The following is a 25,564-nucleotide window of genomic DNA, read 5'->3' on the forward strand; positions in this document are numbered from 1 at the left end:
AATGATTTTGTAGCAATAAAAAAAGGCCGTAAACGGCCTTCTTTTTTAAGGCCTCAATTAGTGACCTGTTTTCATGAAATCGATGGCAGCTTTGATTTCGTCATCAGAGCAGCTCATACACGTACCACGAGGTGGCATAGAGTTAAAACCATTTAGAGCGTGGTTTAACAAAACATCTAGACCTTTAGCAACACGAGGTGCCCAGTCTGCTTCAGTTTTTGGAGCGCCTAACGCACCCGTACCGTGACAGCCAAAACAGCTACTTTGATATACTTCTTGACCCGTTCTTGGGCCGGTAGGAACCGCGGCAGCAGCGGGTTTATCACCTTGAAGATAAACAGAACCGATAGGTGCTAAACGACTTTTAATCGCTTCTTCGGTCATAGAATTATCATAAGGTTGGGCTGATACTGTTGTTGCTAGCAGCAACAATGCTGCGGATAGTTTTTTCATTACCTTGCTCACTTCGATTAGAACGCGATCAAACACGATAGACGGAAATTAGATCGATTATAACGCTACCAGCAAATTTATAAAATGCTTAGAGGCAGGATAAGTTTATAAAACCCCAAAAATTTGCGTTAGCGCAAAGAATTTAGGCAAAAAAGATTTCTGGATGAAATTCATTCTCACTTAAGGGTATGGAATGAAATCAATTTTTACATATTTAATATTAAAATAGGCACTATTTACGCTAATATGCACAAATCGCTGCGAAATAGTAAGTTACTGTTGTTTATCAAGCGCAAAAGTGAACTTTTTTTGCTTAAAGTGTCACAGAATGTGGTGTTCGTTTTTTTTATTGGAGGTTCAGGCATGAAGCTAGCCTGGCGCATATTAATAACTATGAGTTTGTTTGGAGCAAGTGCTTCACATGCTTTAGTTAGCCCTAAGGATGTAAATACATTCACTTTAGATAATGGCTTAAAAGTCATTGTATTAGAAGATGATTCAATTCCAAATGCCAATATGTATACATTTTGGAAGGTTGGGTCGCGAAATGAGGCTCCAGGTATAACTGGGTTATCACATTTTTTTGAGCATATGATGTTTAATGGGGCGAAAAAATACGGCCCAAAAATGTTTGACCGAACGATGGAGAATCATGGTGGTCGTAATAATGCGTACACCACAGAAGATTTAACGGTTTACACCAATTGGTTTCCATCAGAATCCCTCGAAATTATTTTTGATTTAGAAGCCGATCGGATTGCAAATTTAGATATTAATCAACAAGTACTAGAAAGTGAGCGTGGTGTAGTCACATCGGAGCGCAGTACTGGGCTTGAAAACTCAAACTGGCGCACATTATCAGAGGAAGTAAAAGGTGCGGCTTTTAGGGCTCATCCTTATTCATGGTCTGTGATTGGTCATCAGTCTGATATTGATAATTGGACGTTAGATGATTTAAAAAATTATCATAAAACCTATTATGCGCCAAATAATGCCGTAATGGTTATTGTGGGTGCAGTTCAAACTGCAGAGGTTAAGAAATTAGCTGAGCAGTACTTAGGACCGATTGCAGCGCAACCTGCACCAAGAGCCATTCATACTGTTGAGCCTGCACAAACAGGTGAGCGCCGTGTGTATGTGCAAAAAGAATCAGTATCATCACCGAATATTATGATGGCCTATCATGTACCGGCGACGTCACATCAGGATTATTATGCTTTGGCATTGCTATCAGATATTTTATCGAGTGGTAAAAGTGCGCGTTTAAATCAAAATTTAGTTGAAAACCAAATCGCACTAGACACTGCAACTTATTTACCACAGTCATTTGATGCTAACTTATTTTACCTTTATGCCGTGGCTGCAAAAGACATCGATGCCACTAAATTAGAGCATGCTTTAATTGCTGAGATTAATAAAGTGATTAAAGAGGGGGTGACTGAAGCCGAACTCGAAAAGGTTAAAAATCAGCGCTTATTATCTTTATACCGCACGCTGGCCACCATAAATGGTAAAGCAAATGAAATGGGAACTTACGAAGTGTTTTTTGGTGATTATCAAAAGTTATTTACCGCGCCACAAGATTTTGCTCAAGTGACCGTGGCCGATGTACAACGTGTAGCAGCTACCTATCTGAAGCGAGCTAATCGTACCGTTGGTGTATTAGGTGCGAAGGAGGATAGCCATGAAAATGATTTCTAAGTGGTTAAAAGTATCTGTATTGATAGTAAGTTCAATTTCAGCAACTGCATTTGCTGCCGGTAGCAGTTTTAAGTTGCCGCAATATGAGCGACTAACTTTAGATAATGGCCTCACGGTTTATTTACTTGAACAGCATGAAGTGCCGCTTATTAACATGGCGGTTGTGATAAAAACAGGTGCTAAAGCGGATGGCGCACAACAAGGTTTGGCGTATTTAACTAACGAAAGCTTAATGCTTGGCACAACGAAGGCATCAAAAAACGAAATTGAAGAAAAGCTCGATTTTTTAGGTGCTAATGTATATGTGGCAACTGATCACGACGCCAGTCAAATCAATGCCTCATTTGCTGCAAAAGATCAAGCGACGGTAATGGCGCTGGTGCGCGATATGGTTTTACAACCAAGTTTTACGCCAGAAGAGTTTGATAAATTTAAAGTTCGCCATCAAAGTGTTTTAAGCCAACAAAAAGAGAGCCCACGTAGTGTGATTGGGCGCTATTTTAATGGGCTTTATTATCAGCAACATAGTTATGCTCAACCGGTATCAGGTGATGAAAATACTGTAGCGGCACTTAATGTTGAAGCGGTGACGAATTTTTATCAGCAATGGTATAAACCAAATAATGCAGCCGTAATTGTAAGCGGTGACTTTAATAGCGCAGCAATGAAAGTACGCTTGCAAGCTATGTTCGCTTCATGGCCTGCAGGTGAGCTGATTGAATTGACAAAACAAGATGTAGTGAAACCTCAACAAGCCAAGGTGCTGTTAGTTAATAAAGCAGATGCCAATGAAACTACATTTTTAATTGGTGGTGCTGGCGTTGCAAAAAATGCAAAAGATTACGTTCAGTTACAGGTTATTAATACCATTTTAGGTGGGCGTTTTACTTCATGGTTAAATGATGAATTACGTGTTAATACTGGTTTAACTTATGGTGCACGTAGCCAATTTAATAGCCAAGCCCAAGCTGGAACCTTTTATATTTCTACTTTTACTAAAACAGCTACCACAATTGAGGCGATTGATTTGGCCTTAACAACGTACCAAAAGCTGTGGTCTTTAGGGATTGATGAGGCAACATTAAATTCAGCCAAATCATATGTTAAAGGTCAACTACCACCGCGATATGAAACCAGTGATGATCTCGCAAATTTCCTAGCGGATATGTATGTCTATGGCATTGAAGAGAGCATGATTAATCAGTTTGAACAGTCTGTTAATGAACTGACAGTCGCTCGCAGTAAAGAGCTGATAGCGCAATACTTTCCAGCGAAGGATTTACAATTTGTACTGATTGGTAAAGCGGATGAGTTGCGTGAGCCAGTTAAAAAATATGGTGCGGTACAAGAAGTTGAAATTACCCGTCCTGGTTATCAATTTTAATGATCAAATCAAGTGCATCAATAGCTGCACTTGATTTTGAAAAATGAGTTTAAATAAGAGCCAAACCTTGTTTGGCTTTTTTATGGGATCATCACAAGTAATTGTTTGATCGTTTTATCAATACCTTGAGCTGCTTGTGCAATCGAACCTGCGAGCATGTAAGCAGGTGTGCTAATGACCTTGGCGGTTTCGTCCATCACAAATTCATTAACTTCACAATTTTGGTGATTGGCACCCAATAAAGTCAGTTGCTCAGCCGTAGCCGGATCAGTACCAATAGTTGCGGTTACGCCAGGCCCGTATACCAAAGGAATAAGTGCGGGTGCAATGCAAATATAAGCCGCTGGTTTTTTTGCTTGGGCAAATAGTTGGCAAGCATTTAATACTTCGACATTGATTTGGCAATCAGCGCCCTTAAATGCAAAATCAGATAAATTTTTAGCCGCGCCAAATCCACCCGGTAATACTAATGCATCAAACTTCGTCGCATCTAACATTGCTAAATCTTGGATATCACCTCGGGCAATTCGGGCTGATTCAACCAATACATTACGTTGCTGATCTGATTCGACCTCACCAGTTAAATGGTTGATGACATGAAACTGAGAAATATTAGGTGCAAAACATTGATAGCTTGCACCTGCCTGAGTAATTGATAATAACGTTAATACCGCTTCATGAATTTCAGAGCCGTCAAAGACGCCACAGCCACTTAATATAACAGCGATTTTTTTCATAAGTTGTTTCTCAAATTGCAATAAATTGATTTGTTTATAAACAAATAGCGCAAAGGAATCTACCTAAAGAATAAAAAAATATAAAAGGATCGCTAGGATCTTCGATCCTTTGTGGTAAAGTACTGCCTCTGAGATTTTTGTGACGCAGTAATCCACACTCAGGTACCTTGCAGTAAAAACATTTTCCACATTGGATAATAATAATAAAAATAATATTCTAACCGAAATTATTTTTAAAAACCCTTTAAATACAAAGAATTAAAAACACTCCAGCTATTCAATTATAACTGGTGCGTTTAGTCATATCTTTTTATCTACAAACTTATCCACAGCTTATTGATTTTTTAGCTCTTGCTATCAGTTTCTGTGACTCGTTTTCTGAGAGTCCTTGTGGCATGCTAGGCAATCACAACGACTAAGTAACTTTTTTATAATTACAGGATCCTTAATAATGGCGCAGATCCAAGACAATCCACTGATTTTGGTTGATGGTTCATCTTATCTTTTTCGCGCATTTCATTCGCCACCGCATTTAACAAACTCCCGTGGTGAATCAACCGGTGCCATTTATGGTGTGGTTAATATGCTCAAAAGTTTGGTTAAACAATTTGATCCATCTCATATGGTGGTGATATTTGATGCCAAAGGAAAAACATTCCGTAACGACATGTACGCTGAATATAAAGCAAATCGTCCTCCAATGCCGGATGAGTTAAGAGGGCAAATTGCCCCTTTACATGACATTATTCGCGCTATGGGCTTACCTTTAATTAGCATTGAAGGCGTTGAAGCCGATGACGTGATTGGCACGTTTGCCCGTATTGCGACTGAGCAAAAACGTAATGTGCTGATTTCGACTGGTGATAAAGACATGGCTCAATTAGTAAATGAGCATGTAACGCTGATTAATACCATGACAGATACTGTGCTTGATCCTGCCGGAGTGACGGAAAAGTTTGGTGTTCCACCAGAGCTGATTATCGATTATTTAGCTTTAATGGGTGATAAAGTCGATAACATTCCGGGTGTTGATGGTTGTGGGCCAAAAACCGCGGTTAAATGGCTACAACAATATGGTTCATTGTCCCAAGTTATCGAGAACGCAGCTGCCATAAAAGGCAAAATAGGCGAAAAATTACAAGCGGCAGTGCCGCATTTACCTCTTAGTTTTGAGCTTGCCACCATTAAACTTGATGTAGAAGTATCTGACGATCTTGATCAATTAACGATCCAAGCACCAAATAAAGATGAATTGATCAAACTTTACGGTCATTGTGAGTTCCGCCGCTGGTTGGCTGAGTTATTAGACGGCGCAGCACCTGCACCTCAACCTTTAACTCAACGCGAAACGAATGCCCAAACAAGCTCAGAACTTACAGCGCCCCTGATTGACGTTGAGTATGAAACCATTTTAACTGAAGAGCAGCTTGATAAATGGCTTGCTCAATTGCAAAGTGCTCCCTTGTTTGCTTTTGATACCGAAACAACCAGTTTAGATTATATGCAGGCTGATTTGGTTGGGATGAGTTTTGCAGTCGAAGCAGGTAAAGCGGCTTATTTACCAATTGGTCATGATTATTTAGGTGCGCCTGAGCAATTAAGTAAAGAGATGGTGTTTGCAAAATTAGGCCCGTTATTGGCTGATGAGCAGCGCCCTAAAGTAGGCCAGAATTTAAAATACGATAAATCTGTTTTGGCGCGTGCTGGGCTTGAGCTAAATGGCATTAAATTCGATACTATGCTCGAATCATATGTGCTCAATAGTGTCGGCACTCGTCACGATATGGACTCATTAGCCCTTAAATATCTTGGCCATAAAAACATTAGTTTTGAAGAGATAGCCGGCAAAGGGAAAAATCAGCTGACGTTTAATCAAATTGAGTTAGACAAAGCTGCTCCTTATGCTGCTGAAGATGCAGACATCACATTACGTTTGCATCAAATGTTATGGCCAAAACTTGAAGCCGATGAAAAGCTCAAAGTGGTATTTGAAACCATTGAGCTACCTTTAGTCAGTGTATTATCTGATATTGAGCGCACCGGCGTTGAAATTGATAGCGATATGTTGGCTAAACAAAGTTTCGAAATTGGTAAACGGTTAGATGAACTTGAAAAAGAAGCCCATGAACTGGCGGGCGAAGCGTTTAATTTAAGTTCACCTAAGCAACTTCAAGTTATTTTGTTTGAAAAGCACGAATTGCCCGTTATTAAAAAAACGCCAAAAGGTGCGCCTTCAACCGCTGAAGAAGTATTGCAAGAACTTGCTCATGATTACCCATTACCTAAATTAATTATTGAGCATCGTGGCTTATCAAAACTGAAATCAACCTATACCGATAAACTGCCATTAATGGTTAATGCAGATACTCAGCGTGTGCATACCTCGTATCATCAAGCAATTACAGCCACTGGGCGTTTAAGCTCCACCGATCCTAACTTGCAAAATATCCCTATTCGTACCGAAGAAGGCCGAAAAATTCGCCAAGCGTTTGTTGCTGCCAAAGGCTATAAAATTGCTGCGGCCGATTATAGTCAAATTGAGCTGCGTATTATGGCGCATTTATCACAAGATAAAGGCTTACTGAATGCGTTTGCACAGGGCTTAGATGTTCACAGTGCCACAGCCGCTGAAGTATTTGGCGTTTCTGTCGCTGAAGTAACCACGGATATGCGTCGAAAAGCCAAAGCGGTTAACTTTGGTTTGATTTATGGTATGTCGGCGTTTGGCCTTGCGCGCCAGCTTGATGTTCCACGTCATGAAGCGCAGCATTATATTGATAAATATTTTGAACGTTTCCCAGGTGTGCTTGAGTACATGGAAAGCACGCGTGAAAAAGCCGCTGAACTTGGTTACGTTGAAACCTTGTTTGGCCGTCGTTTGTATTTACCTGAAATTAATGCACGTAATGGCGCAAGTCGAAAAGCCGCAGAGCGAGCGGCAATCAATGCACCAATGCAAGGTACCGCTGCAGATATCATTAAAAAAGCGATGATCACTGTGAATGCTTGGGTTAAAGCACAACCTGCCAATACGGTACGTTTATTGATGCAAGTACACGATGAATTAGTATTTGAAATTAAAGAAGAGTGTGTTGGTGACTATATGCAGCACATTTGTTTGTTGATGTCGCAAGCGGCGGCGTTAGATGTGCCTTTAATTGTTGAATCTGATAGTGGTGATAACTGGCAACAGGCGCATTAATTACTTATAAAATTGTGATGGCAAAATTTGTCATCACTTACTTTTTAAGTAAATTAAAAGCAGTGATTGTTAGTATTTAGTTAGTGTTGTGTAGTGATTGAGCTTTTACGTTTAAAACACGACGAACATGCTTTATTTATTGGGGGGGCTTTGTTAAAGTGCGCGCCGTCCTACTTAGGTAGGCATCCTGTTGATGATGTGTCTTCCTTAATCGGAGATGCAGCGTATTAATAGCTTCTCCCCAGATTGCTATAACCGGCTTATTTTATATAAGCCGGTTTTTTTTTTGCTTAAACGTTTTGTTCAGGCTCAATAGCTTCTTTTTCTTCAGGAGCTTGATGAATAACTTCACCCAAGTACCAATTATCAAGATGTTTAGCCACTTCCACTAAACCAATGCCATCAAGTGATGAAAAAGCATGCACGGTAATATCACCGTTAAGCTCTTTTAGCTCACGACGAACACGTAACACTTCAGATTTACGTTTACCTTGTTTAAATTTATCGGCTTTGGTTAATAAGACCAAGGTTGAAATATTGCTATCAACAGCCCAATTGATCAGATCTTTATCAAGATCTTTAAGTGGATGACGGATATCCATTAAAATAACTAAGCCTTTTAAGCTTTTACGTTTTTCTAGATATTCACCTAGAGAACGTTGCCATTTTTTCTTCATCTCAATCGGTACTTTAGCGTAACCGTAGCCTGGTAAATCGATTAGGCGCATGTTATCACCTAAATCAAATGCATTAATTAATTGCGTACGACCAGGTGTTTTACTGGTTTTTGCAATTTTTTTATCGGTTAACGTATTGAGAGAACTGGATTTTCCGGCATTTGAACGCCCAGCGAAGGCTACTTCAATGCCTGTATCTGGTGGGAGTTTGCTAATATCGGGAGCGCTGGTAATAAAAGTTGCAGCACTGTATTGTACACGTGATTTAAGCACAGTGACTCCTTAAGGTATGCTGGGATAAACTGCAGGCAAAGCTGCAAAATGTGCGATTAAACTGCCAATGGAGCATTTTATACTAATATCAATAAAATGTTGAGCAACTATCGAGACAGTTTAGCTGTGAAATGAAAAAAAAGGTCTAAACTTCTTAATCTAAGTCAAAACCCTTATATTTTATAAGTTTTTACAGGGCATAAGACGTGCCAGAGAAATTAATATCGTGTAGAATACGAAACTAATGCTGGTAGATATACCTGCATTGCAGGTTTACAGGGTCGAAAACAGAGAATCCACCATGAAAAAAATAGCACTATCTTTAACTATGTTGTTTGGTGCATTGGCTGCAAACAACGCAACTGCATTTGATGGCGATGCAACAGCTGGAAAGGCAAAGTCTGCAGTATGTGCAGCGTGTCATGGCGCCGATGGCAATGCGCCAATTAGTATGTATCCGAAATTAGCGGGTCAACATGCTGAGTATATCTACAAGCAATTGAAAGATCTTAAACAAGGTATGACTTCTGGCGGTAAAGAAGGTCGTATGGAACCGGTAATGAGTGGCATGGCCATGCCATTAGCGGAACAAGATATGAAAGATCTTGCTGCGTACTTTAATTCTTTACCAATTCAAGAAGGTGAAACTCCTAAAGAATTGGTTGAAGTTGGTACTAAGTTATACAAAGCGGGTGATGCCGAGCGTGGAATTCCTGCTTGTGCGGCGTGTCACGGTCCTCGTGGTAACGGCACATCGTTAGCTGGCTTCCCAAAAATTTCTTCACAACATCCTGAATATATCAAGTCACAACTTGAAAAATTCCGTTCAGGTACACGCCATAATGACCTTAACGGCATGATGCGTGATGTGGCGAAAAAACTAACAGATCACGATATTGAAGTATTATCAAAATACTTAAATGGTCTTCACTAGTTTTTCGTTATTGAATTAAAAAAGCCGTTTACTGTAAAGTAAACGGCTTTTTTGTGGTTATAAAATACTCATTATTAGTTTTTGGGTTGGCCATAAATATGCTCTGCGCGATTAAACAGCACCCATGAAGTCAGAATATATTTATCGTTTGATTTTGGCATACAGCCGCGGTGAGTATGAGTAAAATACGCAGGGGCAATCACCATGTCGCCTTTTTTCGGCTTAATTTTAAGTTGTTGATAGTAAAACTCAGTTTCTCCACCTTCTTCAACATCATTCAAATAAAACATAAATAAAAGTACGCGATGCAGTGCTTCATTATGTCCAACTTGCGGATATACTTCGCTGTGCCAGTAGGGGTAACCTCCCTGATCAACAAGGTATTTTTGCGCTTGAATATTCCCTAAGCGAAACAGTTGCGGTACTAAAACGTGCATTTGCGGTTTGGCTACTTCTGCAAAGTTATCAACGGTTAAATCAACCGGCTCCCCTGTTTTTGGATGATAGACTTTGAGCCCAAACGCTCCAATTAAAATAAAAAAGTGTTCTTCAAGATAATTAAATAAGTGCAGGGCGGTTGTTTGTTGAATGTGCTTAAGTTGTTCTGCGTATTCTGGATGCATATTCAAATATAAATCTTGGCTATTTTTTTTATTTAAATCGACACCACCACTCGTAGTGCCTTGTTTTAAATGCGGGCTTTGTTCAAATAATTTGATAAAGTGATCACAAAAGTCAGGACTTAAAGCGCCATCATAAATTCGGATAAAGTCCGTCATTGTCGTTCCTTATAAGGATTCTTATGTTTATTGAAAAAATTGCTCCGCGCTTCTCAGAAACGGATGTACTTGGGCATATCAACAATACCGTATTGCCGGTATGGTTTGAAGCGGCTCGCGTGCCTATTTTTAAGTTTTTTACGCCAAATTTAGATCCACATCAATGGCGCTTGATTGTCGCTAAGATTGAAGTGACATTTAAAGGTGAGCTTTTTTATGGCCAAGACGTTGAAGTTAAAACCATGATTGAAAAAATTGGCGGCAGTTCTTTTGTGATTTTGCAGCAAGCTTGGCAGCACGGTCAGTGCTGTGCTGAAGGTAAAACTGTGATGGTACGTTACGATTTTGCCAATAAATGCTCTCAAGCCTTAAATGAACAAGAGCGTGATGCGTTGTCAGCTCACTTAATTTAAAAGTTAAGAGAGCTGTGGCAAAGCACTTATTGCTTGTTTAAAACTGAACCTGTTTGACGTGATAACCTCGTAGTTTTAGTAAATCGAGTACGCTATTTTTACCCGCTAGGTGAGCTGCGCCCACTAATACTAATTCTTTATCTTGGTTATTAAATAGCGCTTCGAGTTTAGGGATCCAATCTTTGTTGCGCTTGGTAAACATTAATTCATAAGTATCGGGATCAGTTTGCTGCATTTCGGTGGTCATTAAATATTCAATATCACTTAAATCACCTGAGCGCCATGCTGCTAGCATTTTAGTAAAGCTTGGTTGAAAGTCTTTCATTTGCTCTAAGTTACTTTGAATAAAAGCATCTGCATTATCTTCACCAAAAGCTGAAAATAATGACAGTTGAAAATCGAGGCTTTCTAAATAGATGGTTTTTTTATCATCTTGTTTCGCTAAGCGGGAAAAATAAGCGTCGACGCCTTCACCTTGTAATTGTGCTTTTTGTAGCTCAAATGTGAGCAACATCATAGTGACTAGCCCCGGTTTAAACTGCTCAAACATCGCAATATCAATCCCTAAATCAGTAAAATATTGGCTTAACTTTTTATAGACCGCAGGGGATAACTGAGTCTTTAGGTTTTGCCCTGCAGGATAAGTCAATTTTTGCATCATCGCCAATTGAGCTGCGGGATCGTTAGCATCGGGCATTTGTGCTTCTAGCATCAATACATTGGCATTTTGATACGCTTGCTCAAATCCTTTGGGCAGTGGAAACTCGCTCGGAGGTAAAACATGGACTGTACCGCCAAGATAAATCGAGTCACCATTTTTACTTACTTGCCACAATGAGGTGGTCGCGGCATGTGCAAGGCTGGTAAAGCCGATAATGCTTATTGCTGTTACAAGTTTAAGATGTGTGAGTAATTGAGGTATTTTTTTCATTATTCGAATCTTTTAATTGACAGGAAATGCAGGTGAAACACATTTTTTCACCGTAAATTGATAACCAAACTTTGCAGTTTTACTTTTACTGATTTCAACAATTTCGTAATCGTTTAGTTCAACTACTTTAGTCTTTTCAGTATGTTCACAGCGAGAAAACTCATCGGCTTCAAGCTCATAAATAAAGTCTGCAATAATCGTTTTGGCAATACTTGGGTAGTCTTGGTTTAAATCAATGCTAAAGCTGGGCATATCAGGGTTATTCTCATCAAGCACTCCAAAAGTTAAATCGTCTTTACTGATGACCTTGCTTACTGGTAATTGAGTTGTAACCTGATCTTTGGTGAGCGTACTTTGGGGGTTGTTGAAACCATGCTCAACACCACTTATAAAGTTTTTGGCTTGATTATTTAGGCCAAATTCTGACAACGCAATGACCTGCACGAGCAATACCATAGCGACGATAAATCTGATTAAAGCAGTGGTAAAAGGAAACTCGCAGCGGCTAATTAAACGCACGCCTTTAATACCAAATGGTTTTAGGGCGAGTAGGGCGAGTAAATAAAATGGCATGATTAATTGAAACATCAGTAAAAAAATAAATGAGATGCCAATTATCCAGCTGGGCAAAAACAGTAAAATGGCAAAGTTATGACTATAGGTGAAGTGCTCTGCTGAAACCGTGGTTATTTCATTGATTACACCAGCTGCATTCACTAATGCAAAGTTGGCGATGGTGGCATAAATTAATAAAATAATGGCCTTACCAAGAATGGAATCCCACGACTTTACAAATCTTGGCCAAAATTCAATGCTCAGTGCAAGCGCTGCAGGTATGCTGACCAAGACTAAATTTTCGCTAGGCAGGAGAAGCAAGGCGAGTAAATAAAGGCGTTGTGCGGTATTTAGATCAAACCAAATCTGGGTCAATTTTACTTTGAAGTGATTAAGGCGATGGCTGATTTTGTTGTTGAGTAGCGTTAATCGTTCCATGAATACTCCAAAGTAAAACCTCTGCTAAAGCAGAGGTTTAAGATAACGACCTGTGTGCGATGCTTCACATTGTGCTACATCTTCTGGTGTACCAGCAACCAGAATTTCACCACCACTGGCACCACCTTCTGGACCTAAATCGACAATCCAATCGGCAGTTTTGATCACATCAAGGTTGTGCTCAATAATCACTATGGTATTTCCATGATCGCGCAGACGCTGTAATACCAAAAGTAATTGCTGAATATCGTGAAAATGTAAGCCAGTGGTCGGCTCATCAAGAATATATAAGGTTTTACCGGTATCACGTTTGGATAATTCGCGCGCTAGTTTGACCCGTTGCGCCTCACCACCTGACAACGTTGTAGCTGCTTGGCCAAGACGAATATACGACAAACCTACATCCATTAAGGTTTGCAGTTTACGCGCAATCGCTGGGATCTTATCAAAAAATGCGTAGGCATCTTCAACAGTCATTTCAAGCACTTGGTGAATGTTTTTCCCTTTATAAATGACTTCAAGGGTTTCGCGGTTATAGCGTTTACTTTTACAGACATCACATGGCACATACACATCAGGTAAAAAGTGCATTTCAACTTTAATTAAACCATCACCTTGGCAAGCTTCGCAGCGCCCGCCTTTGACGTTAAAGCTAAAGCGGCCGACTTTATAACCACGTGAGCGTGCTTCTTGCGTACCTGCGAAGAGTTCACGAATTGCAGTAAATATTCCGGTGTAAGTTGCAGGATTCGAACGCGGTGTACGACCGATTGGGCTCTGATCGATATCAATTACTTTATCGAAATGCTCAAGCCCTTTTACTTCTTTGTGAGGCGCGGCTTCTGCTGTTGTTGCGCCATTAAGCGCAGTATGTGCCACTTTAAATAAGGTATCGTTAATTAAAGTTGATTTACCAGAGCCGGATACGCCTGTGATGCAGGTCATTAAGCCAAAAGGGATGTGTAAATCGACATTCTTCAGGTTGTTACCTGTAGCGCCAAATACTTCAAGCCATTTGTCGTTCGTTGGGTTACGAACTGCCGGTACTTCAATTTTACGTACCCCACTTAAAAATTGACCTGTGATTGATTTTTCATTATTCATGATGTCATCACGCGTACCTTCAGCGATCACATAACCGCCATGCACCCCTGCGCCTGGGCCAATATCGATAATGTGATCGGCAACGCGAATTGCATCTTCATCATGTTCAACCACAATCACGGTATTGCCTAAGTCTCGTAAGTGAGTCAGGGTACCGAGTAAGCGGTCGTTATCACGTTGATGCAAACCAATAGAAGGCTCATCAAGAACATACATTACACCAACTAAACCGGCACCAATTTGACTTGCTAAGCGAATGCGCTGCGCTTCACCACCTGAAAGAGTATCGGCGCTACGTTCAAGAGATAAATAATTTAGGCCAACATTAACCAAAAATGACAAGCGTTCACGAATCTCTTTTAGGATTTTTTCAGCAATTTGGCCTTTTTGACCTGTAAGCACTAAATCGCCAAAAAATACGGTTGCATCCCCAATGCTCATACGAGTGACTTCAGGTAAATTAGTTTTGCCGATAAAAACGTGGCGGGCTTCTTCGCGTAAACGCGAGCCATGGCAACTTGGACAATCTTGGCTTGTTTGATATTTAGCGAGTTCTTCACGCACAGAACTTGATTCGGTTTCTTTGTAGCGGCGGTTCATATTATTGAGCACGCCCTCAAAATGATGTTTGCGTAAAACAACATCACCACGATCGTTTCGGTACTGGAATTCAATGTCGGTTTTGCCCGAACCATCTAAAATGACTTTTTGCGCTTCGCTACTCAGTTGATTAAATGGCGTTTCAATATCAAATTTATAATGTTTAGCAACAGCTTGAAGCATTTGAAAATAATATAAGCTGCGTTTATCCCAACCACGAATAGCCCCGCCCGATAAACTTAGCTCAGGGTTTTGTACTACTCGGCTAGGATCAAAGTATTGGCGAACACCTAAACCATCACAGCTTTGGCAAGCACCTGCTGGGTTGTTAAATGAAAACAAACGGGGCTCTAAATCAACCATAGCGTAACCACATGTTGGGCAGGCAAAGTTGGCTGAAAAGACAATTTCTTCTCTGTCGGGTTCATCCATAAAAGCAATTTGTGCGACCCCATTTGACAGTGCTAATGCGGCTTCAAACGACTCAGCTAAGCGCTGTTGCAAACCTTCTTTTACTTTGACCCGATCAACCACCACTTCAATGGTGTGTTTTTTATGGAGTTCTAATTCTGGCGGGTCGGATAAATCACAGACTTGGCCATCAATACGGGCACGAATGTAACCTTGAGCAGCAAGAGACTCTAGTGTTTTTACGTGCTCGCCTTTACGTTCTTTAACCACAGGAGCGAGCAGCATAACTTTGGTATCAGCCTCAAGCGCCAGCACTTGGTCAACCATTTGGCTGATAGTTTGGGCGCTTAGAGGTAAATCATGATGCGGACAACGTGGCTCTCCCACTCGGGCAAAAAGCAAACGTAAGTAATCATAAATTTCAGTGATGGTCCCTACGGTTGAGCGCGGATTATGAGAGGTAGATTTTTGCTCAATCGAAATAGCTGGTGACAAGCCTTCGATGTGATCAACATCCGGTTTTTCCATCAATGATAAGAATTGACGCGCATAAGAAGATAAAGATTCAACATAACGACGCTGACCTTCAGCATACAAGGTATCAAATGCTAAAGATGACTTTCCTGAGCCAGATAAACCTGTAATAACAATGAGTTTATCTCGAGGAATAGTGAGGTTTATGTTTTTTAGGTTGTGGGTGCGGGCCCCTCTTACTTCGATATTATCCATGAGTTCTCTAAATCTTGATGGTACGGTGGCTGATTTACGTTCGATCAGGTCTTGCGACCAGTATCGCATACTTTAGAAAAAAGTTGAGTACTGTTTGCATTACGAAAAAGCAATGGTGTTTGGCTCATTTATCTTCTTTTATAAAAAAGGAATTAAAAATCGGCTTTAGACTCCCCCGAAAAAACTGTGTTAATATAACGCCCTTATTTTGCATTTTTTGAACTCACAATTGGGTGCTATGTCCTCCTCATCACTTAATCAATTAGAAAAACGCACCGCAGTCTCTTTAGCGAGTGTATTTAGTTTCCGGATGTTGGGCTTATTTATGCTCATGCCGGTATTGGCTATTTATGGTCAAGAACTTGAAGGTTTTTCGCCTTTATGGGTCGGACTGGCAATTGGCGCATACGGACTGACCCAAGCGTTATTACAAATTCCAATGGGGTGGCTGTCAGACAAATTTGGTCGCAAGCGAGTGATTGTTGGTGGATTAATTATGTTCGCCATAGGTTCGTTAGTTGCTGCATTAGCTGATTCAATTTACATGATGACTCTGGGTCGCGCATTACAAGGCATGGGAGCGATTGCCAGTGCAGTGCTGGCTTTGGCGGCTGATTTAAGCCGAGATGAGCAGCGGCCAAAAGTAATGGCTGTGATTGGCATGTGCATCGGACTCAGTTTTGCTTTTGCAATGTTGTTAGGGCCGATGATTGCAGCTAGCTTTGGCATTAGCGGTATTTTTTGGCTGACCACGGCACTTGCGTTATGTGGTATTGTGATTGTGCTGACTGTAGTGCCTACCGCAGTCAACCGAGCGCCAAAAGGCGATACGCTAGCGGTATTTGCCGATATAAAAAAATTAATAAAAGATCCTCAATTAGCTAGGCTCGATATTGGCGTGATGTTTTTACATCTAACACTCACCGCGGTGTTTGTGGTATTGCCAAGTAAGCTAATCGCTGATGGCTTTTTAGCGCAATATCATTGGAAACTTTATATCCCAGTGCTTATTTTTGCCTTTGTACTCATGGTGCCAATCATGATTATTTCTATAAAAAAAGAAAAAGAAAAACAGGCGTTTATAGCATCAATCGCTTTGTTAGTGGCAAGTTTGTTGACATTAACCTTAGCGGCCAATTCAGTGTTGGGGATCGGAATTTCCATGCTAGGGTATTTCATCGCATTTAATTTTTTAGAGGCGACGATGCCTGCCATGGTTTCGCGCATGGCACCAGCTAACCAAAAAGGCTCTGCGATGGGGGTGTTTTCTTCTGGGCAGTTTTTTGGTGCATTTTTAGGTGGCATGATAGGTGGAATGATTGCATCAATCGAATCCGGGCAAGCAGTGTTTGCCGCAGCGACATTGATTGGGTTAATATGGTTGGCTATCGCATGGGGAATGGTGGTTCCACCGCGCAGTAAATTAATTAGTTTAATCACAGATACAGAAACTGAGCAGCAAGCTGAAGATCTTGCTGCCCGACTGGTTGAGCTCGATGGCGTACTCGAGGCAACTGTGGTGTGGGAAGAAAATCGCACCTATTTAAAAGTGAATGATAAAATATTTAACCTGGAACAAGCTCGTCAGGTTGTTGGTCTGAATTAAGTATAAAGGAGAGGTGCTATGGCACGTGGTGTAAATAAAGTCATCTTGGTAGGTAATTTAGGCCAAGATCCAGAAGTAAGATATATGCCCAATGGTAGTGCCGTTGCAAACGTTAGTTTAGCGACAGCTGAAAGCTATAAAGATAAAAATACTGGTCAAATGGTTGATAAAACTGAATGGCACCGAGTGGTATTTTTTGGCAAATTAGCTGAAATCGTTGGCGAATATGTGCGTAAAGGTTCACAAATTTATGTTGAAGGTAAGCTTCAGACGCGTAAATGGACTGACAAAGACGGGCAAGAAAAATACACCACTGAAATCGTAGTTGATGGTTTTACCGGCCAAATGCAAATGCTTGGTGGGCGCAATGAGAATGCTCAAGCGGGTGGTTACCAACCACAAGCTCAGCAAGGTGGTTTTGCACCACAACAACAAGCTGCGCCTCAGCAACAAGGTGGATTTGCTCCACAACAGCAAGGTGGTGGCTATGCTCAACAGCAGCAAGCTCCTCAGCAAGGTGGTTATTCACCACAGCAGCAAGCAGCACCGCAACAACAAGGTGGATTTGCACCACAACAAGCTGCGCCGCAACAGCAAAGTAATTATGGTTCTCAGCAAGGTGGATTTGCTCCGCAACAAGGTGGTTTTGCGCCTAAACCGCAGCATGCACCACAAGGTGGCGCATCAAATCCAATGGAACCGCCAATTGATTTTGATGATGATATTCCGTTCTAATTCGGGATACTTTTAATAAATGTTCTGAGCCCCCCTGAACTCAGCCTAAACATTTTATGTTAATTTAAGCCTCAATTTTTATTGAGGCTTTTTGATAATTTGAGGTTTTAAAATGTTTGAGTCGTTGCAGTTATTTTTTCAACGAATTGATAACAGTAAAGTTTTTCAGTCCTTCATTATCTTTGTGATCGTAGTATCTGCCATCAGTGTGGGTGCGCATACTTATGCGTTACCTGTTTGGTTTGAAAATGTACTGTTGTGGTTAGACAAAGCAATTACGCTGTTTTTTCTCATAGAAATCATTATTCGTTATGTTGCATCAAAAGGGTTTAAAGACTTCTTCTCTAAAGGCTGGAATATTTTTGATGTCATTATCGTGGTTGGTAGCTTAGTTCCTTTGGCTGGTTCATCAGTCTTTATTGCTCGTTTGCTTAGAATTTTCAGAGTATTACGATTAGTTTCTATGGTGCCTGAGCTACGAATGCTGGTAAATGCGCTATTAAAAGCTATTCCGAGAATGGGGCATATTGCTTTATTGATGTTTGTTATTTTCTATATTTACGCCGCAATCGGTAGCATGCTGTTTAGTGATATTAATGAAGTGCTGTGGCGAGATGTATCGATTGCCATGTTGACTTTGTTTCGAGTCGCGACGTTCGAAGATTGGACTGATGTCATGTATGAAACAATGACAGTTTATCCATTAAGTTGGATTTATTACCTCAGTTTTATCTTTTTAACGGCATTTATTTTTTTAAATATGATGGTGGGTGTCATTCTGGAAGTGATGAACAACGAACATCAAGCATTTATAGATGAGCAAACGCCAGAGGGTGACAAACCTGCAACACAATCTCAACTCAATGAAGTACAAAAACAAATTGGCCAGTTAACAGAGCTAATTAAGCAGGCACCTATCAAATAACCCTACAAGCTATGCAGATTATTTGCTGCATAGCTTGTATTCCCTCATTTTTGAACAACACTTAATGCAGTCCTAGGCCTCTACTTTGCTGATAAGGTTGTTAATGAAACTCTGCTTAAATCGTTATCAATCTATGTTGTTTTATAGTTTGAATATATTTTGTTTATTGATGCTATTTTTTGCTAACCAACAATTGCATAGTTATTTGCTGCTGCACCAACAAATACAAACAAATACGTTATTAAATCAGGCTGAGGGATTACCTGAATCTGCACAAGTGGAGCTATTCACTGCGCGGCATTACCAAAAAATCACCTCAACTTCGTCATACATTATAAATTCAGCACCTCAAGCAGCAACCGTATTTACTGTTGCTGGGCAAGACTTTAAATCGCCATCTATTTTTTCGGATTATTGGCATATTTTTAGTCTTTTAAATGTATTTATATTTGCTCTTTTTGGTTTAGTTCAATACGCAGTGCTGACTAATTTTGGTGGTAAAAGAATTTTACTTAGGCAGCTTAAGTTAACAGCTAAACCACTAAGTTTTGAAAAGATAACCGCAAAAAAAGCAGCAAAAAAAAATGTTGAATCGCCTTTAGAACCTTTATTAAATAATTCTTTATTGGGTTTAAGCGCTACTAAATATCACTTATTTATTATTGTTGAATGGCAAAATGCTAAACAGATTAATAAGGTGCAGTTAAGCGCTATCTGTTTGCAATTAGAACATTCTATTTTGGGCCAGTTTAGTGAACTAACCAATTGCTCTTTGAAGTGTTTGCGCTCAGGGAGAATGACGATAACGCTAGGTGAAGTATGTTCAATAACCTTAAATGACTTTGAGAAAAACCTACACCAATTGTTGGTTACAAGTAGCTTGCACTATCAAAATTTAATTGAGCCGCGAGATATAAAGTTGGGTGTGTGTAATTATCGAGTAAACGATTATGAATCAATCGATCAGGCTTTGGTTTATCAGTTAGCTGAGGCTGCTTTAGCGATTAGTAAATCAAATACTTGGCAGCATTATTGTCGCTTGCTTTATAACCAATCTCAAACTCAATTACTCGCTTTTAGTGCGCAAGATATATTAAGTATTGTGCAAAATAGGCGCTATTTATTTTTGTTTCAGCCTGTGTTTTCCCTTGAAAGCGGTGATATTTTACAACATGAAGCGTTAATGCGAATTCGTCATAAAGAGCTCGGTTTGCTTTGTGCTAAACAATTTATGGCTTTTATCGAAACGGATAATGAGCAAAAAACGCTCGATTATGAGGTGTTGGCACATATTCTTAAAATTATGGCCAATGAAACTCATTTTTCAAATGTGACCGTTAATATTAATCGCGCTTCACTACTCGATTTTGAGCATTTAGTTGCTCTCATTTCTTTGATTCAAGAAGCTAAAGTTGGAAATCGAGTTGCGCTTGAAATTAGTTTAAAAGATTTATCGGGTCAGTCACTCGCTTTGCTTCGTGCTTTACAATTATTGGCGCAAGCAAAAATTGCTATCGTTTTAGATAATATTGAACGAGAGTTTGTATATAAAACCCAGTTAACTCAATTAAATGTTCGTGCAATTAAGTTAGATATTAATTTGATACATCAATTAGAGCAGAGTTTGAACAAACAGCTTGTTATTAAAAAAATTATACGAGTAGCCAAAGCTCAAGGTGTAGATGTATATGCAACAGGTGTTGAATCAAAGATGGAACTCGATTTATTAAAAAAACTAGGAGTCAAAGGCGCACAAGGGCATTTCTTTGCTGAACCTTTACAGCAGCTAGCATCATTTAGCCAAGTTTAGCTCGGTTTAAATTTAAGAGTTTGCTTAAATTCTGCCGCAGTATTTTAATCCGGCAATACCTTGTAATCCACCAGTATGAATTGCGCTGATTTTGGTTCCTGATTGAAAGTACCCCTGTTTAATGAGTTCAAATAAGGCAAAAAACATTTTGCCGCTGTAAATGGGCTCTAAAGGTAAGTGATAAGCTTGCATTGATTGGCAAAAGTGCCAAAGTTCGCGGTTAAACTTACCGTAACCGCCACCATGAAACTGAGTCATTAACTGCCAATTGTTATATTGATTCGATTTTGGACTTAATTGATTCATTTTTTCAATTAAATATTCGGCTTGTTTTAGTACTGCAATGCCAATAATTTTTTGTTCTGTGTGTGCTCCCTCAATTAAACCAGCTAAGGTTCCCGCACTGCCAACTGGTGTTACTAATACATCGGCTTGGTGCAGTGTTTGGGCAAGTTCAATAACCCCAAGTATTGCTGCTGAGTTTGTTCCTCCTTCTGGAATAATCAGGCAATTTGGGTGCTTAGCGCTAAGGCTTGCTAAATACCCAAGGTCATCTTTTTGACGATAAGTTATTCTATCAACGGCAATGAGCTGCATGTCGCATGATTTGGCAAATCGGAGCGTTGGATTCTGGTTGTCAAGTTCAGGGCCGCGAATATAGGCGCTAGTTTTAAAGCCAAAAATTCGACCAGCAGCCGCAAGTGCATGAATATGATTCGAAAAAGGCCCGCCAAAACTAATTAAGTGATTTATTTTATTTTGTTGTGCGTGAATTAAATTATATTTAAGTTTTCGCCATTTATTGCCGCTAATAATTGGATGCAATAAATCATCTCTTTTCACCGTTAGGCTGATATTGTGATGTGATAGCAGCGGGTGAGTGATTTTTTGTAGTGGGGATTCTGGCAGTACAATGTTCATTTTTAGGCCTTAATAGACGGCTAACTGAATTAAGCGGGCAATTAACTTGCTTAGTTAGCTAAATACCTGATAATTTAAGATATCAGCTGAATTTTATAATAATTATATGATCAAAACTCTGCTTTCACGTTTGCCTTTTTTAAACTTTAACCAAAACCAAACTATGGTTATTGGTGTTGTCGTACAGCAACATCAGATCACAGCTGTTTGTATGGAGAAAAAGCAAAAAAACTGGTTGATAGTGGAGCACTATTCAGCGCAACTCACATCAGATTTAGTGCTAACATCGGCAATAGTGACTTGTCTAAAAAAAATAGCAGCCCCTTCTGCTTTAGTATCCTTAATATTACCTAGCCAAAGTTACCAGTTGGTACAAATTGATAAGCCTAATTTATCTCCAGAAGAAATTCAGCAGTCATTACCATGGACAGTAAAAGACTTAGTAACAATTAATTCAGCAGATATTATTGCCGATTATATCGATCACCCTGTTAAGCAAGGGAATCAAGATAAAATAAGTGTTTTTGTGACCAATCGCTCGTTCATTACCCCTATTATTGACGCCATAAAAAAAGCTTCAGCTAAATTAGAGCTATTAAGTTGCGAAGAAATAATGCTCACTACATTAGTTGGCAAACACAGCGCTGCAAATTTGATTATTTCACAAGAGCTCGGCCAAGAGCCTAGCTTATTAATTGTGCGCGACGGTGCAGTACTGTTTGCAAGGCGTTTACGTGGTTTTAGTCGAATTTCTTCTATGACTTTAGAAGATCTCCAACATGGTTTATTAGACTCGTTAAGCTTAGAAATTCAACGTTCAATCGATTTTTTTGAAAGCCAACTAAAACAGCCGCCATTACGAGCTATTTTATTGAGTTTACCAAGCCCTTATTTGGTGGAGCTCGCCACAGAGCTAGGGCAACATTTTCCTGTAAAAGTTGAAAAATTCACTACTGCACTAGCTGCTTGTGAAGGGCAGGATCCTAATTATCATTTAGCGATTGCTGCCGCGATGGAGTTAATTGGAGTTGACGATGAAAACTAGGATTAACTTATATTTAGCTGAACTTCGTCCAAAAAAAGATCCGTTGAGTTTAAATCGAGTAACGGTATTTTTACTTACTCTTTTGTTGGTTATGGTTTTGCTTTCAAGTGTGCTTAAAACTAAAGTGGTGGCGCAGCAAAAAATGCTACAAAACCAGCAGCAATTAGTAGCAGAACAGCAAGCGACGTTAACTGAATTGCAAACAGCCTTAGCGAGAAAACAAGATAAGAATGTACTGTCGCAACAACTCGCTCAGATAAAAGCTGAAATTCAGCACAAGCAATTAGTTATGGAGTTTATTTCAACCCATGAGCAAACTATTTTATATGCTGAGGTAATGGAAGATTTAGCGCGGCTTCACGATCCTCTTATTTGGTTAACTGGATTTAAATTTAATAATCAGCATATTATTTTAGAAGGGCAAACAGACGAGCCAGCACAAATTCCCCATTGGTTAGATGGGTTAAAAGCATCAAGTTATTTTTCAGGTAAGCTTCTATCCGAAATGAAGTTTGAACAACGTGATGGCGTTACCTATTTTCGAGTTGCTAGCGAGCCAGTTATGGAGGCAAAATGAAGCAGCAATGGCAAGTTTATAGAGAGAAGTTTGCAGCCTTACAAATGAGAGAAAAATACCTCATTTTTGGTGTTGGTTTGTTTTTAATTTGTTATCTTTTTGGCTTTTATTTGCTTAATCCGCTTTATTTAAAATGGCAAAAAAATGCTCAATCCTTAATCGCGATAGAAAAAAAACTTGTTGCGAATACAGCTCAAATAACCTTATTTAGTGACGCATTAACTCGAGATTATACCCAAGAACTTAGAAGTGAAATTGCGACAGCTGAGCTAGCTTTAAAGCAAGTTGATGAGAAATTAAATCAGTTTAGTCAAGGCTTTGTGCCGCCTTACAAAATGGCTGCTGTGCTTAAAAAAGTATTGCTTGATAATCGCAAGTTGACTTTAAAAGCGTTCAAATTAGTCGGCGTAGAACCAATCATTATCGGTTTAGAACAACAGCAGAAAGTTGCATTTTATGAGCACGGCATGGCTATTACGCTCGAAGGCGAGTATTTTGATTTATTAAAGTATTTAAATGCGGTGCAAAATTTAGAAGAAAAACTGTTTATTAAAGAGTATAGCTATCAGGTGATTCAATATCCGATAGCGCAATTAAGTTTGGTTATAACAACGGTGAGTGCAGATGAAGAGTTTTTATCTATTTAGTATTTGGCTGTTGTTGATTTTACCTGCTTTATCGTTTGGGAAAAGCTATCAAGATCCGACCAAACCTAATATTAAGCATCAGAAAAATGTATCCGTTGCCGGGTCTTTAGGTACATTGCGTTTAGAGTCAGTGATCCGAAAGCAGGGAAAAGTCAAAGTGGTCATCTCAGGCAAAATATATGCTAAAGGTGAGCAAGTGGGCGAATACGTTCTTAGTAAAATTAACGCAGATACTGTTTATTTAACTCGTGGTAGCGAACAACTAAAATTAGAATTATATCATCATGAAATTAAACGTTAAAAAAGCATTTAAATTAGCTATATTTCCTTATATCGCATTGGGTTTAGTGGGCTGTGAAATTACGCAAAAAGACCCAGATATCCGCCCTCATATTGCAGATGAGCTGACATCTTCTGTGGCGCAAAATGCCCAACAAAAAAACTCAGCTAAGATGCCAGCTGAATTAACCGAAGAATTACTCTCATCTGTAAAGTCTAATTTATTCGCGCCTAATGAACTTGATATGAAGCGTTTTGAAATTGCTGCCAATGAAGTCGACGTTAGAAGCTTTTTTGCTAGCTTAGTTGATGGCACACCTTACAGTGTTGCGCTTCATCCTGAAGTAGAAGGAAAAATAAGCCTCAATCTGAAAGATGTTACTCTTGATGAAGTGATTAAAATCGTTACCCGCATGTATCCGCTAGATGTATTTCGTGATGGTAAAGTGGTGCAAGTATTGCCCGCGAGAATGCGAACAGAGTCTATCGCAGTTAATTATTTAATGATGAAGCGCACCGGAATTTCTACCGTCAGTGTGGTTGCTGGTGGCGTGAGTCAGTTTGGTCAAAGTGGCAGCGGAGGCTCAGCAAATTCTGGCGCACGAGGTAATAACCAAAATTCTGGTGCAAACGGTAATCAGAGTTCAGGTAATGGAAATGGCATGAGTAACGGTTCACAAATGAATGGTGCCAGTATTCAGACATCATCAGAATTTGATTTTTGGACTGATTTAAAAAAAGCGCTTGAATCATTAGTTGGCGTAGATAAAGGCCGCTACATCATTGTTAGCCCACAAGCAAGCTTGGTTACTGTACATGCCTTACCAAGTGAAATTGCGGCAATGAAAGAGTTTTTACGTTTAAGTGAAGAAAGTCTGCAGCGCCAAGTTATTTTAGAAGCCAAAATTATTGAAGTAACCTTGAAGGACGATTATCAGCAAGGTGTTAATTGGAAAGAGGTGCTTGGTCATATTGGTAGTACAGATTTAACGTTTGCCACCACAGCTTCGGGGCAAATCGGCAATACTATTACCGCAGGTATTGGTGGTGTCTCTAGTTTGGTCTTTAAAAATGCTGATTTTTCTGGAGTTGTCAGCTTGCTGTCGACTCAAGGTGATGTGCAAATGCTGTCAAATCCTCGAGTTACCGCAACAAACAACCAAAAAGCGGTCATAAAAGTAGGACAAGATGAGTACTTTGTGACTGAGGTTTCTAGCACCACAGTGACAGGTAATGCGACAACCACGACACCTGAAATATCACTAACGCCTTTTTTCTCAGGTATTGCACTGGATGTCACACCACAAATTGATAAATATGGCTCGGTGATTTTACATGTGCACCCATCTGTCACTGAAACAGCAGAGCAACGCAAAGTGATTACCCTTAATAATGAAGAGTTTGTACTGCCTTTGGCGCAAAGTAACATTCGAGAGTCTGATACTGTTATTCGAGCTGGCAGCGGTGAAATCGTAGTGATAGGTGGTTTAATGCAAACCGTGACTACCGATGAGGAATCAAAAACCCCACTCTTAGGTGATATGCCGGTACTTGGGCATTTATTTAAAAGTGTGCGAAAGCGTCAGGATAAAAAAGAGCTCATTATTTTAATCAAACCAACAGTCGTGATGGCTGATACTTGGCAACAACAGCAACAGCGCTCAATGCAGCTGTTAAAAAGTTGGTATTCAAACTAAT

General features: G+C 39.8%; 22 protein-coding genes. 14 read left to right on the forward strand and 8 right to left on the reverse strand.

Features of this window, described 5'->3' with window-relative positions; genetic code table 11:
- Window positions 1–57: 57 nt before the first annotated feature.
- Window positions 58–453 carry a c-type cytochrome gene (locus PTUN_RS01655; protein WP_009837942.1) on the reverse strand — a complete coding sequence of 132 codons (396 nt, stop codon included), beginning with the start codon at window positions 451–453 and terminating at the stop codon, window positions 58–60.
- Window positions 454–816: 363 nt separating this feature from the next.
- Here PTUN_RS01655 and PTUN_RS01660 point away from each other — a divergent pair, with 363 nt between their 5' ends.
- Window positions 817–2,154: a M16 family metallopeptidase gene (locus tag PTUN_RS01660; RefSeq protein ID WP_040643851.1), complete on the forward strand. Its 1,338-nt coding sequence runs from the start codon at window positions 817–819 to the stop codon at window positions 2,152–2,154.
- Entirely contained in the window at window positions 2,138–3,538 is a 1,401-nt protein-coding gene (locus PTUN_RS01665; protein WP_232521788.1) for a M16 family metallopeptidase, read from the forward strand. Before PTUN_RS01660 ends, PTUN_RS01665 begins: the two co-directional genes overlap by 17 nt.
- A gap of 80 nt (window positions 3,539–3,618) precedes the next feature.
- Here PTUN_RS01665 and elbB read toward each other — a convergent pair whose 3' ends face one another.
- Window positions 3,619–4,275, reverse strand: a complete 657-nt coding sequence (gene elbB, locus PTUN_RS01670; RefSeq protein WP_009837945.1) for an isoprenoid biosynthesis glyoxalase ElbB — start codon at window positions 4,273–4,275, stop codon at window positions 3,619–3,621.
- Between the two features lie 451 nt (window positions 4,276–4,726).
- Between elbB and polA the strand changes: the two genes are divergently transcribed.
- On the forward strand, window positions 4,727–7,477 hold the full coding sequence (polA, locus tag PTUN_RS01675; RefSeq protein WP_009837946.1) for a DNA polymerase I: 2,751 nt from the start codon (window positions 4,727–4,729) through the stop codon (window positions 7,475–7,477).
- A gap of 290 nt (window positions 7,478–7,767) precedes the next feature.
- On the opposite strand, the gene yihA is transcribed toward polA, so the two are convergent.
- Complete coding sequence (gene yihA, locus PTUN_RS01680) at window positions 7,768–8,427, reverse strand: ribosome biogenesis GTP-binding protein YihA/YsxC (RefSeq protein WP_009837947.1); 660 nt, start codon at window positions 8,425–8,427, stop codon at window positions 7,768–7,770.
- A gap of 301 nt (window positions 8,428–8,728) precedes the next feature.
- Here yihA and PTUN_RS01685 point away from each other — a divergent pair, with 301 nt between their 5' ends.
- Entirely contained in the window at window positions 8,729–9,361 is a 633-nt protein-coding gene (locus PTUN_RS01685; RefSeq protein ID WP_009837948.1) for a c-type cytochrome, read from the forward strand.
- A 74-nt stretch (window positions 9,362–9,435) separates the two neighbouring features.
- On the opposite strand, the gene PTUN_RS01690 is transcribed toward PTUN_RS01685, so the two are convergent.
- The gene (locus PTUN_RS01690) at window positions 9,436–10,140 is read right to left on the reverse strand and encodes a 2OG-Fe(II) oxygenase (protein WP_009837949.1); all 705 of its coding nucleotides are present in this window, start codon (window positions 10,138–10,140) and stop codon (window positions 9,436–9,438) included.
- A gap of 23 nt (window positions 10,141–10,163) precedes the next feature.
- Between PTUN_RS01690 and PTUN_RS01695 the strand changes: the two genes are divergently transcribed.
- Window positions 10,164–10,553, forward strand: a complete 390-nt coding sequence (locus PTUN_RS01695; protein ID WP_009837950.1) for an acyl-CoA thioesterase — start codon at window positions 10,164–10,166, stop codon at window positions 10,551–10,553.
- Between the two features lie 37 nt (window positions 10,554–10,590).
- Here PTUN_RS01695 and PTUN_RS01700 read toward each other — a convergent pair whose 3' ends face one another.
- The 3 genes from PTUN_RS01700 to uvrA are packed head-to-tail and all read right to left on the reverse strand — an operon-like array spanning window position 10,591 to window position 15,321.
- Window positions 10,591–11,484: a TraB/GumN family protein gene (locus PTUN_RS01700; protein WP_009837951.1), complete on the reverse strand. Its 894-nt coding sequence runs from the start codon at window positions 11,482–11,484 to the stop codon at window positions 10,591–10,593.
- Between the two features lie 12 nt (window positions 11,485–11,496).
- Window positions 11,497–12,477 carry a hypothetical protein gene (locus PTUN_RS01705; protein ID WP_009837952.1) on the reverse strand — a complete coding sequence of 327 codons (981 nt, stop codon included), beginning with the start codon at window positions 12,475–12,477 and terminating at the stop codon, window positions 11,497–11,499.
- A gap of 24 nt (window positions 12,478–12,501) precedes the next feature.
- The gene (gene uvrA / locus PTUN_RS01710) at window positions 12,502–15,321 is read right to left on the reverse strand and encodes an excinuclease ABC subunit UvrA (RefSeq protein WP_009837953.1); all 2,820 of its coding nucleotides are present in this window, start codon (window positions 15,319–15,321) and stop codon (window positions 12,502–12,504) included.
- A 238-nt stretch (window positions 15,322–15,559) separates the two neighbouring features.
- Between uvrA and PTUN_RS01715 the strand changes: the two genes are divergently transcribed.
- From PTUN_RS01715 to PTUN_RS01730, 4 genes are all read left to right on the forward strand, one after another.
- Window positions 15,560–16,927: an MFS transporter gene (locus tag PTUN_RS01715; RefSeq protein ID WP_040643787.1), complete on the forward strand. Its 1,368-nt coding sequence runs from the start codon at window positions 15,560–15,562 to the stop codon at window positions 16,925–16,927.
- An 18-nt stretch (window positions 16,928–16,945) separates the two neighbouring features.
- Complete coding sequence (gene ssb / locus PTUN_RS01720; RefSeq protein WP_009837955.1) at window positions 16,946–17,662, forward strand: single-stranded DNA-binding protein; 717 nt, start codon at window positions 16,946–16,948, stop codon at window positions 17,660–17,662.
- Window positions 17,663–17,774: 112 nt separating this feature from the next.
- Complete coding sequence (locus PTUN_RS01725) at window positions 17,775–18,587, forward strand: ion transporter (RefSeq protein ID WP_009837956.1); 813 nt, start codon at window positions 17,775–17,777, stop codon at window positions 18,585–18,587.
- 103 nt (window positions 18,588–18,690) lie between these two features.
- A complete protein-coding gene (locus tag PTUN_RS01730) occupies window positions 18,691–20,397 on the forward strand; it encodes an EAL domain-containing protein (RefSeq protein WP_009837957.1) in 1,707 nt (568 codons plus the stop codon).
- A 24-nt stretch (window positions 20,398–20,421) separates the two neighbouring features.
- On the opposite strand, the gene PTUN_RS01735 is transcribed toward PTUN_RS01730, so the two are convergent.
- Window positions 20,422–21,318, reverse strand: coding sequence for a 1-aminocyclopropane-1-carboxylate deaminase/D-cysteine desulfhydrase (locus PTUN_RS01735; RefSeq protein ID WP_009837958.1), 897 nt, complete (start codon window positions 21,316–21,318; stop codon window positions 20,422–20,424).
- Window positions 21,319–21,424: 106 nt separating this feature from the next.
- On the opposite strand from PTUN_RS01735, the gene PTUN_RS01740 reads away from it, so the two are divergent.
- From PTUN_RS01740 to mshL, 5 genes are read left to right on the forward strand one after another with little or no spacing between them, the layout of a single operon-like run.
- Window positions 21,425–22,363, forward strand: a complete 939-nt coding sequence (locus PTUN_RS01740; RefSeq protein WP_009837959.1) for a type IV pilus biogenesis protein PilM — start codon at window positions 21,425–21,427, stop codon at window positions 22,361–22,363.
- Window positions 22,353–22,940 (forward strand): PilN domain-containing protein, encoded by a 588-nt coding sequence (locus PTUN_RS01745; protein WP_009837960.1) that lies wholly within the window; start codon window positions 22,353–22,355, stop codon window positions 22,938–22,940. Before PTUN_RS01740 ends, PTUN_RS01745 begins: the two co-directional genes overlap by 11 nt.
- Complete coding sequence (locus tag PTUN_RS01750; protein WP_009837961.1) at window positions 22,937–23,587, forward strand: hypothetical protein; 651 nt, start codon at window positions 22,937–22,939, stop codon at window positions 23,585–23,587. The genes PTUN_RS01745 and PTUN_RS01750 overlap by 4 nt, the downstream gene beginning before the upstream one ends.
- Window positions 23,565–23,888, forward strand: coding sequence for a hypothetical protein (locus tag PTUN_RS01755; protein ID WP_009837962.1), 324 nt, complete (start codon window positions 23,565–23,567; stop codon window positions 23,886–23,888). The genes PTUN_RS01750 and PTUN_RS01755 overlap by 23 nt, the downstream gene beginning before the upstream one ends.
- Window positions 23,872–25,563 (forward strand): pilus (MSHA type) biogenesis protein MshL, encoded by a 1,692-nt coding sequence (mshL, locus tag PTUN_RS01760; RefSeq protein ID WP_009837963.1) that lies wholly within the window; start codon window positions 23,872–23,874, stop codon window positions 25,561–25,563. Before PTUN_RS01755 ends, mshL begins: the two co-directional genes overlap by 17 nt.
- Window position 25,564 lies beyond the last annotated feature (1 nt).

The sequence above is a fragment of the Pseudoalteromonas tunicata genome (assembly GCF_002310815.1).
GTDB classification, from domain to species: domain Bacteria; phylum Pseudomonadota; class Gammaproteobacteria; order Enterobacterales; family Alteromonadaceae; genus Pseudoalteromonas; species Pseudoalteromonas tunicata.